The organism is Hoylesella marshii DSM 16973 = JCM 13450 (assembly GCF_000146675.1).
Taxonomy (GTDB): domain Bacteria; phylum Bacteroidota; class Bacteroidia; order Bacteroidales; family Bacteroidaceae; genus Prevotella; species Prevotella marshii.
In genome coordinates this window covers 216,564-230,854 of the sequence record NZ_GL397214.1, presented here as the reverse complement: position 1 = coordinate 230,854, position 14,291 = coordinate 216,564, and the positions used below count along the sequence as shown (strand labels likewise).

The 14,291-nt window shown below is 50.0% G+C and carries 9 protein-coding genes; 5 read left to right on the top strand and 4 right to left on the bottom strand.

Features of this window, described 5'->3' with window-relative positions; all coding sequences use genetic code 11:
- Positions 1-41: 41 nt before the first annotated feature.
- Positions 42-2,060, bottom strand: a complete 2,019-nt coding sequence (locus HMPREF0658_RS00970) for a transketolase family protein (RefSeq protein WP_006947897.1) — start codon at positions 2,058-2,060, stop codon at positions 42-44.
- Between the two features lie 214 nt (positions 2,061-2,274).
- Here HMPREF0658_RS00970 and flxY point away from each other — a divergent pair, with 214 nt between their 5' ends.
- The 3 genes from flxY to HMPREF0658_RS00955 are packed head-to-tail and all read left to right on the top strand — an operon-like array spanning position 2,275 to position 7,887.
- The gene (gene flxY, locus HMPREF0658_RS00965) at positions 2,275-3,603 is read left to right on the top strand and encodes a flexirubin biosynthesis putative acyl-CoA ligase FlxY (RefSeq protein ID WP_006947896.1); all 1,329 of its coding nucleotides are present in this window, start codon (positions 2,275-2,277) and stop codon (positions 3,601-3,603) included.
- 4 nt (positions 3,604-3,607) lie between these two features.
- The gene (locus HMPREF0658_RS00960) at positions 3,608-4,759 is read left to right on the top strand and encodes a hypothetical protein (protein WP_006947895.1); all 1,152 of its coding nucleotides are present in this window, start codon (positions 3,608-3,610) and stop codon (positions 4,757-4,759) included.
- Positions 4,756-7,887 carry an MMPL family transporter gene (locus HMPREF0658_RS00955; RefSeq protein WP_006947894.1) on the top strand — a complete coding sequence of 1,044 codons (3,132 nt, stop codon included), beginning with the start codon at positions 4,756-4,758 and terminating at the stop codon, positions 7,885-7,887. The genes HMPREF0658_RS00960 and HMPREF0658_RS00955 overlap by 4 nt, the downstream gene beginning before the upstream one ends.
- 633 nt (positions 7,888-8,520) lie before the next feature.
- Here the strand turns inward: HMPREF0658_RS00955 and HMPREF0658_RS00950 are convergent.
- The 3 genes from HMPREF0658_RS00950 to nspC form a co-directional block, all read right to left on the bottom strand.
- Positions 8,521-9,717: an MFS transporter gene (locus HMPREF0658_RS00950; RefSeq protein ID WP_006947892.1), complete on the bottom strand. Its 1,197-nt coding sequence runs from the start codon at positions 9,715-9,717 to the stop codon at positions 8,521-8,523.
- A 106-nt stretch (positions 9,718-9,823) separates the two neighbouring features.
- Positions 9,824-10,861 carry a phenylalanine--tRNA ligase subunit alpha gene (gene pheS / locus HMPREF0658_RS00945; RefSeq protein WP_024990887.1) on the bottom strand — a complete coding sequence of 346 codons (1,038 nt, stop codon included), beginning with the start codon at positions 10,859-10,861 and terminating at the stop codon, positions 9,824-9,826.
- A gap of 449 nt (positions 10,862-11,310) precedes the next feature.
- Positions 11,311-12,486, bottom strand: a complete 1,176-nt coding sequence (gene nspC / locus HMPREF0658_RS00940) for a carboxynorspermidine decarboxylase (protein ID WP_006947889.1) — start codon at positions 12,484-12,486, stop codon at positions 11,311-11,313.
- A gap of 161 nt (positions 12,487-12,647) precedes the next feature.
- On the opposite strand from nspC, the gene HMPREF0658_RS00935 reads away from it, so the two are divergent.
- Complete coding sequence (locus HMPREF0658_RS00935) at positions 12,648-13,256, top strand: thiamine phosphate synthase (RefSeq protein ID WP_006947888.1); 609 nt, start codon at positions 12,648-12,650, stop codon at positions 13,254-13,256.
- 86 nt (positions 13,257-13,342) lie between these two features.
- A complete protein-coding gene (locus tag HMPREF0658_RS00930) occupies positions 13,343-14,281 on the top strand; it encodes a ribose-phosphate pyrophosphokinase (RefSeq protein WP_006947887.1) in 939 nt (312 codons plus the stop codon).
- Positions 14,282-14,291 lie beyond the last annotated feature (10 nt).

The window sequence follows — 14,291 nt, the reverse complement described above, 5'->3', positions numbered from 1 at the left end:
GAACGTGGCTCAGCAGGAGATATATCCGCCCCACTCTTGGTTTATTCGGACAGCAGTGCTTTGACTTGTCGGTAAACATTGTCGGCCGTGAAACCGAGTTTTTCGTCGAGTACTTTATAAGGTGCCGAGTAGCCAAATGAGGGCAGTCCGAAGACGCGACCGTGCGTACCGATCAGCCCTTCGAGGGTAACGGGTAGGCCTGCTGTGAGGCCGAATATTTTGGCATCGGCGGGCAGGATGCTTTCTTGATAGGCTTTGCTCTGTAAGCGGAACAGACCTTCGGAGGGCACACTGACGATACGTACACGTATGCCGTCACGGTGTAGAAGTTCTGTTGCGGCAACAAGTGTGGACACTTCAGAGCCGCTGGCAAGCAGGATGACATCAAAAGCCTCGTCTGAACCGGCCACAATGTATGCTCCTTTTCGGGCGTTTTTATAATTATTTCCTGCGGGCAGGCTGGTTACATTCTGTCGGGAAAGGACGAGTGCAGTGGGTGTGGTCATGTTTTCCATGGCCATTTCCCAGCATACGGAAGTTTCGTCGGCATCGGCCGGTCGGAGGACGCGGACGCTGTCGGCTCCGTGATGGTTCTTCAGTTTCTCCATGAGACGAATCTGCGCTTCTTGTTCTACGGGTTCGTGGGTGGGGCCGTCTTCTCCTACACGGAATGCGTCGTGAGTCCAAATAAACTTGATGGGTACTTCCATGAGTGCAGCCATACGCACGGCAGGCTTCATGTAATCAGAGAAGACGAAGAAGGTGCCGCAAGCCGGTATGACACCTCCATGGAGGTACATGCCGATACACATGCAAGCCATAGTAAGTTCACTTACGCCAGCTTGGAAGAATGCACCGCTGAAATCGTTGTGCTTCATGGCCTGAGTTTTCTTGAGGAAGCCGTCTGTTTTATCGGAGTTGGACAGGTCGGCGGATGCACATACCATGTTGGGCACTTGCTGTGCGAGGAGACTAAGGCATGCAGCAGAGGCGTTTCGTGTGGCATCGTCTTTCTTCTGCACAAGTGTTGTCCAATCTATTTGCGGAGCTTTGTCACCGAACCACTGTGCTTTTTGCCGTGCGAGCTCGGGGTTTGCTTTGCTCCATACAGCCTCTGCGGCACGTCGGTCGGCTACGATTTGTTTCAGTTCTTGTCGACGATTATCGTAGAGTGCTTGCACTTCGTCGAATATGCGGAAAGCATCGTCGGGGTTGCCGCCGAGGTGTTCGATGGTTTTTCGGTAGGCTTCGCCACCGAGTGGTGCACCGTGGGTCTTCACGTTGTGCTCATAGCTGGTTCCATCTTCTTTGAGTGCTCCTTTGCCCATGACGGTTTTTCCGATGATAAGCGTGGGGCGATGATTTTCTTGTTGTGCCGTATGGAGAGCTATGCGGATAGCATCGGGGTCGTTGCCGTCGATGGTCATGACGTTCCATCCCCACGCCTCATACTTCTTGGCTGTGTCTTCGTTCATCACATCACCGCATTCGGTGGAGAGCTGTATGTCGTTGGAATCGTAGAACATGATGAGGTTGTTTAACCCGAGGTTTCCTGCGATACGTCCGACGCCTTGTGATATTTCTTCTTGCACGCCTCCGTCTGAGATGTAGGCGTAGATTTTATGACACACCACCTCATTACCGAGTTTTGCCTCAAGGAACTTCTCGGCTACAGCAGCACCGGCAGCAAAAGCATGCCCTTGGCCAAGGGGGCCGGAAGTGTTTTCGATGCCGCGCTCTACATTACGCTCGGGATGGCCGGGTGTGGGTGAGTTCCACTGACGGAATGCCTTGAGTTCATCGATGGTGAAGCGTCCTTGCAGGGCTAAGGCAGCGTAGAGCATGGGCGACATATGCCCCGGGTCGAGGTAAAATCGGTCGCGTCCGTCCCACGTGGGCTGCTCGGGGTCGTACACTAAAAACTCTGAGAAGAGTACATTGATGAAGTCTGCGCCGCCCATTGCACCGCCCGGGTGTCCGGAGTGGGCTTTTTCTACCATGGATGCAGCCAGAATGCGGATGTTGTCGGCTGCTCGGTTCATGAGTTGTTTGCTGTTCATATATATGAGTATTGATAAGGATTGTGTCGATAGATTGTTTCGGATGATGATGCAAAGATAACATAAAATAGGCAAATGCGCTAAGGAAAGAGGTATAAACTTGGATGGATGGACGGTTTATCTGAGCTTGCTGAGGGGTGATGTGCAGGGTTGCGCGGTGTATTTCCATGGGTGAGTGTCTGTGGATAGAATAATTATTACTACTTTTGCAGGCATGTTTTACGAATGGAATGAAAGCGAGGACATAGAGTTTCAATCAGCTGAAGTCATCAAACAGTTTCAAGATGCGCGGTTGAGGGAGCAGTTGGGCTATTTGGAACGGAACTCTCGTTACTATCGCCGGCTTTTTGAACGGAATGGGATAGACAAGGGAAAGATAGGCTGCATAGAGGATTTGGTGCAAATTCCTTTTACAGAGAAAAAGGATTTGCAGCTGTTTAACGAAGATTTCCTTTGTGTGGATCGTGAAGAGATTGTGGATTATATCACGACATCGGGCACACTGGGTGAACCTGTGACGTTTGGTTGTACGGATAAGGATTTGGATAGATTGGCTTTCAACGAGGCGAAGTCTTTTGCTTGTGTCGGACTTGGCAAAGGCAACGTGGTGCAGTTGATGACGACGCTGGATAAGCGCTTTATGGCTGGTATGGCCTATTTCTTAGGGCTTCGCAGGCTGGGGGCTGGGATAATTCGTGTAGGTAACGGCATACCGGAGTTGCAGTGGGATACAATTAGTAGGATGCGTCCTGACACTGTGATGTGTGTACCATCGTTTATTCTTCGGCTCATTGAGTATGCCGAGGAACGGGGAATTGATTATCGTCAGTCGAGTGTGAGGCGTATCATCGGTATTGGGGAGGGACTGCGCGAACAGGATTTCTCGTTGAATCTCTTGGGGAGTCGCATCCATGAGAAGTGGTCGGAGGTGGAATTGTTTGCCACTTACTCGAGTACGGAAATGGGTGCTACGTTCTCGGAATGCCGGTTTGGAATGGGCGGTCATGTGCATCCGGAGTTGGTTATCGTTGAGATTATCGGCGAGGATGATTTACCTGTACCAGATGGTGAGGTGGGTGAAGTGGTTATTACGACGTTGGGCGTGGAAGCAATGCCGCTATTGCGGTTTCGTACGGGCGACATGGCAGCCAAGTGTGTCGAGCGTTGCAGATGCGGTCGCGGTGCTTATCGGCTCACACCTTTGGTGGGTCGGAAGAACAACATGATTAAGCTGAAGGGCACTACGCTTTATCCTCCTGCGGTCAATGATGTGCTCGACAATGCTGCGTGTGTGGAGAACTACGTGGTGGTGGTGCGCGATTCTGTTGCAGGAACGGATGAGGTGGTGGTGAAAGTGGGATTGAAAACCGCTTATCTTCACAAGTCGCGTGAAGCCATTGTCAAGGAATTGAAGGACAGTTTCCGCTCTCGCATTCGTGTGGCACCCATGGTTGAGATATTGCCGGCGGAAGAGATTCGGCGTATCAACTTTCCGGCGAAGAGTCGCAAGCCTGTGAAATTTATAGACGAACGTAAGAGATAGTATCATGGTAAACCGTTTTGGGGAAGATTCATTTGTGGAGTCGTTTGATGATATACGCCCGTATTGCGATAGTGAAATACCGGGTGCTATGCATCGTATTGCCGAGAGTAGTTGGTTGCCGGCAATGGCTGAGTATGTATTTCCCGACTCGTCATTAGAGGAAGTACGGTCGTTGTTGCACAGCCTTACGACGATAAACGCATTTCAGCGTCAGGTGATGTATCACTTCAACCGGCAGGTTATCAAAAGGTCTGTCAGTAGTTTCACTTGTGATGGTCTGCAGTGGCTGTCTCCCAACGAAAGCTATATGTATGTGAGTAACCACAGAGACATCGTGCTTGATGCTTCGCTGTTACAAAATGCCTTAGTGGACAACGGCTTTCAGACAACAGAGATTACTTTCGGTGCCAACCTGATGTGCCATCCGTTGATTGTAGACATCGGCAAGAGTAATAAAATGTTTCGCGTAGAACGGGGTGGCCGGGCGCGTGAGTTCTATAGAAGTTCGCTGCATCTGTCGCAATATATGCGCCATGTTATCTGTCATGAGCATGCCTCGGTGTGGATTGCGCAGCGCAACGGCCGCACTAAGAATGGCATAGACGCTACCGACCCCGGCTTGGTAAACATGTTCAGCATCTCTGGCGGACGGAATAAGATGCAAGCCTTAGCAGAGCTGCACATCGTACCTGTGTCAGTAAGCTATGAGTGGGAGCCCTGCGATTTACTGAAAGCGAAGGAACTCTTTCTGTCGCGTAAGGCGAAATATGTAAAGCAAGCGGGCGAAGACATTCACAGTATTCTCACGGGCATCATGCAATCTAAGGGTCGCGTACATTTCGAGATATGCCGTCCCTTACAAGCAGAAGAGTTGATGAACTTGGCCTCCTTGCCTGCACACGATGCCATTGCTGCCGTGACAAGACTGATTGACAAACGAATCATAGACAACTATCGACTGATGCCCACTCACTACATAGCCTACGACCTGATGTACCAAACCAACGAACACGCTACTCATTATTCTTCTCAAGAACGCAACGCTTTCATAGAACGTCTGCATAGCCTGCCTGATACCACGATACGCGATATCTTCCTCGGTATCTATGCCAACCCCGTCATTTCAAAACGAAACATAATGCGTTGCACGCCATGACGAAATTCCTACTGCGTTTATACGATTACCTGCACGCACGCAAAGGGCTGTGCGGAGTATTATTGGTTGGTATCGTTACGGTATCAGCAGCCATGGCCATGCGTTTGCAATTCAACGAAGACATTGGCGATTTCCTGCCCGACAACGATGTTTACCGCAAATCAATGGCTGTTTATCAAAAGCTGAATGCCGCCGACCGCATATTTGTGGTATTACAAATGAAAGACACCTCGCAGATAAATACCGACCGGCTTACGGAAGCTGCCGCAGCCTTTCAGAAACAAGCGGACAAACAGTCGTGGACAATAACGGCACAGATAGACTATGATAAGCTGCTCAATGTAGCTTCATTTGTTTACCGCAACGCACCGCTCTTCCTCACCGATGCCGAGTTCTCGCGAATGGAACAGCTGATGACACCCGACAGTATTGCCGCAGCCATGCAGCGAAACAAGGAGATGTTGCTGTTTCCTACGGGAAATTTGCTGTCGCAGAACGTAGAGCGCGACCCGTTAGGCTTGTTTTTACCCATAGCGGAACGACTACAAACAGGCAACGCTGCCATGAAATATGAATTGAATGACGGCTACATCTTTTCCCCCGATGGCAAACGCGCCATTATCATGATAGACTCTCCTTACGGTGCGAGCGAGACAGCAAAGAACACAAAACTCATCGAACGTATCGACAGCATCGCTTCGGTTATCGGACAAAGCATGACCGACGTACAGATACTCACCACCGGAGCACCTGTCATAGCTGTGCAGAACGCCGAACAGATAAAGACCGACGGTCTATGGACGGTCAGCATCGCCATTATACTTATCGTCTCGCTCCTCTTTTATTCCCTGCGCAGTTGGCGGCATATATTGCTGATTGTCGTAGCCATCGCCTTTGGTTGGCTCCTTGCCTTGGCAGGCATGTCGCTCATCCATCGGCAGGTATCTATCATCGTGTTGGGTATCGCTTCCATTATTATAGGTATAGCGGTTAATTACCCGCTGCATTTCGTGGCACACCTGTCTCACCGTCCATCGCCTCGCGACACGTTGAGAGACCTCATAGAACCTCTTGTGATAGGAAACGTTACCACCGTAGGCGCCTTTTGTGCTCTGATACCGCTCAATTCTGTTGCCCTACGAGATTTGGGCATCTTTGCAGCCTTTATGCTCGTAGGCACCATTCTCTTCGTAACGGTTTTCCTACCCCACCTCTGCCATATAAGGACAAAAGCAAAAGCCAATGGCGAAGAGTGTGCCGAAGATGCAGATGAGTACACGCCTGTCTACCCACGCAACAAATGGATAATTACCGCCTTTGTAGGGCTGACATTGCTATTGGGATATTTCAGCATGTCTACGGCCTTCGATACCAACATGCAGAACATCAATTACCTCTCGGCAGACCAACGCCATCTGTTAGCCGACCTTGCTGTTATGCGCAACGAGCAAGCCGGCACCACACAAGTGTATATGGCCAATGAAGGAACAACCCCTGACCAAGCTTTGGAACAGAGCGAGGCCGACGGAGCCGACGCTTTTATCACAAGTCGTAGAGAACAACAACGCCGCATTGACCGGTGGAATGCTTTCTTGACGAGACATCAAACGCTCTTCAGGCAAACGCTCCCGCAAGAGGCTGCACGCAACGGATTCTCTACCGATGCTTTTGCCGACTTCTACTCCATGTTGCAGACTCCGTTTCATCCCCACGACATTCGCTTCTTTGCCCCGCTCATCGACAACGGCATCGGCACGCGTATCATAGGGAATACCGCCGTGCACATAAAGAACATACCCAATGCCGAGGTGCCACAGTTGATTGACCGTTATGGCAATGCCGACGGCAGCCGCTGGGCATTCGATGTGAAAAGCATGAACAGCACCATCGCCTCGTCGCTGTCCGACAACTTCAACTACATCGGCTGGGCTTGCGGGCTCATCGTCTTCATCTTCCTCTGGCTCTCGTTCGGCAAGATAGAGCATGCGCTCATCGCCTTTCTGCCCATGGCTGTATCATGGATATGGATATTGGGCACCATGCACATCTTGGGTATGAGCTTCAATCTTGTGAACATCATCCTCGCTACGTTTATCTTCGGACAGGGAGACGATTACAGCATCTTCATGACCGAAGGGCTCCTCTACGAACACACGCACCATCGCCGTATGCTTGCTTCCTATAAACGCAGCATCTTCCTCTCCGCAACCATCATGTTTATCGGCATGGGCACACTCGTTATCGCCCGCCATCCCGCCCTGTCTTCACTGGGCGAGATTACCATCGTGGGCATGGCAACCGTGGTGGCCATGACCTATCTATTGCCGCCCGTAGTCTTCGGATGGCTCTACGCATATAAAGACGGTAGCCCACGTCCCTTTCCTATCACCGTCAGGCGGCTTGTTGTCACGGCCTTTGATGCCATCGTCTATCTCGGACAGATACTCTATGGTTTGCTACTCAGCATCTATCTCTTTAAGATTCGCCGGAAAACACCTGCACGCACGCTCACGCTTCACCGGCAGATGTACCACCTCTTCCGCTACGATATCCACCACATCGCCGGCGTGAAGACCACCCTACTCAACCCCGAGAAAGAAGACTTCGCCCGACCTGCCATCATCATCTGTAACCACAAGTCTCTCCTCGACCCCGTATGCCTCATGGCGCTCTCACCACGCATCCTCATCGTCACGGGCACAAAAGTATGGCACAATCCTGTGGTGCACCGCATCCTATGCTTCGCCGACTTTATTTCCATGGACAACGGCATCGACAGCATCGTAGAACAGTGCGGCAAACACGTGGCACAAGGCTACAGCATTGCCATCTTTCCCGAAGGAGAACGTGTGACGGGCGACGACATCGGACGTTTTCACAACGGAGCATTCCTGCTGGCCAAACTGCTCCACGTCGACCTCCTTCCCGTCTACCTTCACGGACTGAAAGACCTCATGCCACTCCACTCACCCGTGTGTAACAGCGGACGCATGACCATACAGATTGGGAAACGCATCTCGCCCGAGGAGCAACAATCCATGGGCGACTCCCTCTTAGACATCAAGAAAACCATACACCGACAGTTCACAGAGACTTATCGCGAAACGGATGTATGGTTAAACCCATAACGCACCGATAGCATTTTCTTATCCAATAGCCCCAAAGGGGCGTAAGACCTTAGACAGGGGTAAGCAATAGCGCAGCCCCTGTGTTGTGGATTCCCGCAGTCTAAGCCCTGAAGGGGCGACAGAACATTAACCCTCCCCCCTCCGCCACCCCTACGGGGTTCATCTTTCTACACATGCTTATCAGGGGTTGCCTTTCCGCTTCACGTTCCGTTTTGCGCCGGCGATTTTCAATTACGCTCTTACGAGCTTCACACCCTGTCTAAGGTCTTACGCCCCGAGGGGGCTTACAGTCCGATTGCCTTATCCCGAACTCGCGTAAAGTATCCTTGCTGATTTGCCCCGATTTCCAACAACCGATGATGTCTTATAGGTTCTCGACAAAAGATAATAGGGAGAGAACCTGCACGATACGGCATCTGTTACCCCTTCTGTACTATGATAATCGAATTATCAACTTAGTGATAAATATTTATCAACCTGATGAAAAATATTTATCACCACGATGATAATTTAAACACCTACGTATCTAATGGGGTATAAGTCCTATACCTCAAACATACATTCTGCACTTTGCAAAGAGCATATCAGCACCCGTTGTGAGATACGCTGTGCGCAAATCCGAATACCCCTCGCTTATCGCAAGGCATTCCTCCGATAATGAGGAGTTACATATCGGCTGAAATAAAGGAAAGAAACAAGACACAGCATGGCTCCAATGAGATAAACCATATAGAAAGTAAACCATTCGGCTATTATCCCGCTACACACAATACCCACACCGATACCCACATCCCACGCCGTGAGATAAGTGCCCGTGGCTGTGGCACGCATATCATTGGGAGCTAAGTTGATGTAAAGGCTGTTCATGGCAGGGAACATAATACCGAATCCGATACCCAATAGAAGAGGCACGAGGTAGAACACGGCTACGGTTGTTCCGGTATCGACAGAGAGGATAAACCGACATGAGCCTAACAACAGAAAGGCTGTGATAACGGGATAATAGCCGTAATGTATGCATTGCGTGATATACCCATGGTCTACCTGACGGCCGGAAAATATCCGTGAAATCCCCATTCCGACAGCCATCAGTGTGAAGAAAAACCCTGTCGGAACATCGAGGCCTATCTCCTTGGCATACATGGCTACGAAATTGGTGGTAGCACCATAGGGGATGGAGAGTAACAGCAAGGCTATGCTTACGGGAATACCTTTGAGCAAGACAAACCTATCCAACGAAACAGGATTGCGCTTCACGGGAGGACGCGTCTTCGTCTGCACCAATGAGGCTGCCAGAAAGCCCGTAAAACTACTGACGAAAGCCACAAGAAAGATGGTATTGTATGAGAAATGCCCATGCATGAAGAGGCCTGCCATAGGGCCAAGTGCCATGGCAGAGTTGTTGGTCAGTCCGTAATATCCCAACCCTTCGCCTCGTCTTGCACTCGGCATAATGTCTACCACCAACGTATTGCCGCCCACGGTAACTCCGCCGAAAGCTGTTCCGTGAATCACACGAAGCAGGATAAAAAGGGTGAGCACACCCGAGAGCATATACCCAACGAAAACAGAAGTAAACAGAAAGTAACAAAACAAGTAGATGGGTTTTCGGGGGAAAGAGTCCATCAGATAACCCGAAAAGGGACGGACACAGAGGGCAGAAACCGTATAACTGCTCAGTACGATGCCGATAACACCAGCTCGACAACCGTATTCATCCGTCAAATAAAACGGAAGAACGGGTATAAGCGTCCAGAACCCGAAGTACAAGAGAAAGTTAGCAACCATGATACAGACGTAACTGCGGGTAAAAAGCCTTTCCTTATTCAATGTCTATCCTCCTGCATAATATGTTTCATCCCACGGAAGCCACACGTACACCTCAATAAAGAAGAAAGCGGATTGACCATTGTTTCAATCCGCTTTCCTGTATGTCTTAACCGGCACTCACAAACTCGTCAAGGAAGCGCACATCGTTTTCCGAGAACATCCGCAGGTCGCTTACCTGATACTTCAGGTTCGTGATTCGCTCCACACCTAAACCGAAAGCATAGCCGCTATACACTTTGCTGTCTATGCCGCACGCTTCGAGTACATTCGGGTCTACCATGCCGCAACCGAGAATCTCTACCCAACCGGTATGCTTGCAGAATCCGCAACCCTTGCCGCCGCAGATATGACACGAAATATCCATCTCCGCACTGGGTTCGGTAAAGGGAAAATAGCTGGGACGCAGGCGTATCTTTGTCTCTGCACCAAACATCTCTTGGGCAAACATCAGCATCACTTGCTTCAAATCTGCGAAAGACACGTTCCTATCTATGTAGAGGCCTTCTATTTGATGGAAGAAGCAATGAGCACGCGCAGTGATAGCCTCGTTGCGGTAAACACGCCCCGGACAGATAATTCTGATAGGCGGCTGCGTGGTTTCCATCACTCGCGCCTGCACAGAACTCGTATGGCTTCTCAGAATGATGTTCTTCGTTACATCCGCGGAATGGTTGTCCACAAAGAACGTGTCCTGCATATCGCGGGCAGGATGGTCGGGGGCAAAGTTCATCTTCGTAAATACGTGCAGGTCGTCTTCCACCTCCGGACCGTCGGCAAGGGTAAAGCCCATGCGTGAGAAGATATCCACGATGCGGTTTCTTACGATGTTTAGCGGATGACGCGTGCCAAGAGGCGTGGGATAAGCCGTGCGGGTCAGGTCGATGTCGTCGGTGGCAGTCTCTGCCGTCTCGCACTGTTCTTTCAGTTCGTTAATCTTACGCGTAGCGGTCTGTTTCAGTTCATTCAGCTTCATGCCCACCGCCTTTTTCTGGTCGGCAGCCACATCGCGGAAGTCTGCCATCAGCGCCGTTATCTCGCCCTTCTTACTCAGATACTTCAACCGCAATGCCTCTATCTCTTCGGCATTGGCTGCCGTCAGTTCACTTACTTCGCGCAGAAGTTGCTCTATTTTCTCAAGTAACATGTCTTTCTGTTCAATTTTATCTGCTGCTATGCCCCACCAGAGGGCTTCGCCATTATTTTGTGCAAAGGTAATATTTTTACCTGTAAATACAAAGGTATATGGTTCAAGATTCACACCAACCTACATTTTAACTGTCTATTAGATAAAAATAAGCGATGGAAACAAAGTTCGCTGTGCGAAGCGGAAAGCAAAGAGCATCATATGTCAGCCCAGCGCGCAGTACTGAGTATAGGGTGTTCTCCCACCCTAAGTGCTGCAGGTGCGACAAAACTTGAAAAAAGATGCCATTTGTGCTAAGAAGGTTGCCGACCTTTCCATGTACAAACCGTATCTGTGCCACGTACAAACGCCATCTGTACAAGACACGAATGCCGATTTATCATCTGTAACTTTACGGCCATGAAACCCAAATCGGTTATAAGAGCCTGTACAGATTTGGGGCTAAAAGACTAATCCATTCTATTTTTATAATCCTCATAAGTAAAAACGCGGAGCATTTCCAACTCACCGTCGGCATGCAAAAGCGCGATAGAAGGATGAGAAATACCGTTAAACATATGGGTCTTCACCGTGGTGTAATGCAACATATCTTCAAAAATCACGTTGTCGCCCACCGACAGCGGTCGTTCAAATAGCCAACTGCCCATGAAATCGCCCGAAAGACAACTATTACCGCCCAGCCTGTAAACAGGGGCTTCAGGTGCACAATGCGCAGCTGCATCAGGCGGTAAGGTCTCTGCCCCTCGCACAGCGGGCTGGTACGGCATCTCTAAGCAGTCGGGCATGTGGCAAGTGAAGCTCACGTTGAGTATAGCCGTCTTGATGCCATGGTCTTCCACAATATCCACCACCTGCGACACCAGCACTCCCGTCTCCCACGCAAAGGCACTGCCAGGCTCCAAAATAACATGCAAATGAGGGTAACGACGATGGAAGCCACGCAGCGTTTCCACCAGTAACGGCACGTCGTAATCGCGGCGTGTCATCAGATGTCCTCCACCGAAATTCATCCATTTCAACTGCCCAAACCATGGGGAGAACTGCGTTTCGATGTGCGCCAATGTGCGTACAAACACATCGGCACCACTCTCGCAATGGCAATGGCAGTGGAATCCTTCGATACCGTCGGGCAGATGTTCGGGTAATTTGTCGGCCGACACTCCGAAACGCGTACCCTCCGCACAAGGATTGTAAAGTGCTGTGCCTACCTCCGAATACTCCGGATTCACGCGTAGCCCCAAGCTCACATCGGGATGGGCAGCCTTGGCCGCTGTGGCATAACGACAGTATTGAGACAGAGAATTGAACGTCAGGATGTCCGAACAGCGGGCAATCTCCCCTATCTCATCGTCCGTATAAGCAGGCGAGAACGTATGTGCCCGTGCACCGAACTCTCGATAAGCCAACAGGGCTTCGTTGAGCGAACTCGCTGTCGTACCGTCGATATACGCGCGGAAGATAGGGAAAGTCTTCCACAAAGCAAAAGCCTTAAAGGCAAGAATCACTTCCACATCGGCCTCCTTGGCCACACGGGCTATCAACTGCAGGTTAGTTCTCAACCGCTCTTCTTCCAATATATATATAGGTGTATGGACTTCTGCATACGTCTCTTTGTTTACTTTCATCTTATCCTTTCTCTTTCTTTTCCATAGACGAGTCTCTCTAAACGCAGTCCGAGAGAGGGAGGCTATGGTCGTTTCGCTTGCAAAGGTAACTTTTTATAGCAGATAACATTGTAAATATCCTATATTTTTAATACATTTGCAACAGAAAAGAAAGACAGACCATGAAGCTGGTAATCATGACGAGTCCCACGTTTTTTGTGGAAGAGGACAAGATATTGACCGCACTCTTCGATGAGGGATTGGACAACCTCCATATCTACAAGCCCGGAACAGCCCCCACATATGCCGAGCGCTTGCTGTCGCTCCTGCCCGAAGATTACTATCGGAAAATAACCGTACACGACCACTATTACCTAAAAAAAGAGTACGGATTAGCAGGCATCCATCTCGATCGCTTAGACGAGATGCCTCCACAAGGCTATAAGGGACACATAACAAGGAGCTGTGATGACCTTTCCCTTCTGAAAGAAACGAGAAAGAAATCGGACTACGTGTTTCTTCATAATATCTTCGACAGTCTTCACGACAAGAACATCAAAAGCTCCTTTTCTGCAGAAGAGTTGGTCAATGCCGCCCATAAAGGCATCATAGACAAGAAAGTGTACGCTCTCGGGGGCATGACCATAGACTGCATCAAACAGATGAAAGACCTCGGCTTCGGTGGTATCGTGGTATGCGGAGACCTTTGGAACCGATTCGATATTCACAATGAGTTGAACTATAAGGAGGTGATACGCCATTTCGATAAGCTACGCAAGGCCGTAGGATAACCTCTGCATCCTATCTCCCATCGCCGACACGACACGTACGAAGACAAATAAATCATCATAATAACCACCTATTAACGCAAACGAATATGAGTGAACAAAACCCTTTCATGGTGTTCTCAGGTACCAATTCTCGCTACCTTGCAGAAAAAATCTGTGCTAGTCTCAACCGGCCATTGGGGAAATTGCAGATTACCAAGTTCTCCGACGGCGAATTTGCCGTGTATTATGAAGAGTCTATCCGCGGCCGTGACGTATTCCTCGTGCAGAGCACGTTCCCTAACTCTGATAATCTGATGGAACTGCTTCTGATGATAGATGCCGCCAAACGCGCCTCTGCACACAGCATCAATGCCGTCATTCCCTACTTCGGATGGGCACGCCAAGACAGGAAAGATAAGCCAAGAGTAAGCATTGGTGCCAAGCTGGTGGCCGACCTACTCAGTGCTGCCGGCATCGACCGCCTCATCACCATGGACTTACACGCCGATCAGATACAAGGCTTTTTCAATGTTCCCGTAGACCATCTCTATGCCTCGGGGGTCATTCTCCCCTATCTGCAAAGTCTGAAACTGAAAGACATCGTGATAGCATCGCCCGATGTGGGTGGCTCTAAGCGTGCTAACACGTATGCCAAATACCTCGGTTGCCCGCTCGTGCTCTGCAACAAAACCCGTGCACGCGCCAACGAAGTAGAGAGTATGCAGATTATCGGCGACGTGAAAGACAAGAATGTCATCATTGTAGACGACATGGTAGACACTGCTGGTACCATCGCCAAGGCGGCCGATATCATGAAAGAAGCCGGTGCCAAGAGCATCAGAGCCTGTGCCTCACACTGCGTGATGAGCGGACCGGCCACAGAACGTGTGCAATCATCCTCCCTTGAAGAAATTGTCTTCACCGATTCCATCCCCTACACACAGCGGTGCGCCAAGGTAAAACAACTGTCCGTAGCCGACATGTTTGCCGAAACCATCCGCCGTGTTATCCTCAACGAGAGCATCAGTTCACAATATCTTATCTAAATTCCTTTAA

Coding starts and splice junctions, on each gene's coding strand:
- HMPREF0658_RS00970 (WP_006947897.1), bottom strand. CDS start 2,060: ATGAACAGCAAACAACTCATGAACCGAGCAGCCGACAACATCCGCATT.
- flxY (WP_006947896.1), top strand. CDS start 2,275: ATGTTTTACGAATGGAATGAAAGCGAGGACATAGAGTTTCAATCAGCT.
- HMPREF0658_RS00960 (WP_006947895.1), top strand. CDS start 3,608: ATGGTAAACCGTTTTGGGGAAGATTCATTTGTGGAGTCGTTTGATGAT.
- HMPREF0658_RS00955 (WP_006947894.1), top strand. CDS start 4,756: ATGACGAAATTCCTACTGCGTTTATACGATTACCTGCACGCACGCAAA.
- pheS (WP_024990887.1), bottom strand. CDS start 10,861: ATGTTACTTGAGAAAATAGAGCAACTTCTGCGCGAAGTAAGTGAACTG.
- nspC (WP_006947889.1), bottom strand. CDS start 12,486: ATGAAAGTAAACAAAGAGACGTATGCAGAAGTCCATACACCTATATAT.
- HMPREF0658_RS00935 (WP_006947888.1), top strand. CDS start 12,648: ATGAAGCTGGTAATCATGACGAGTCCCACGTTTTTTGTGGAAGAGGAC.
- HMPREF0658_RS00930 (WP_006947887.1), top strand. CDS start 13,343: ATGAGTGAACAAAACCCTTTCATGGTGTTCTCAGGTACCAATTCTCGC.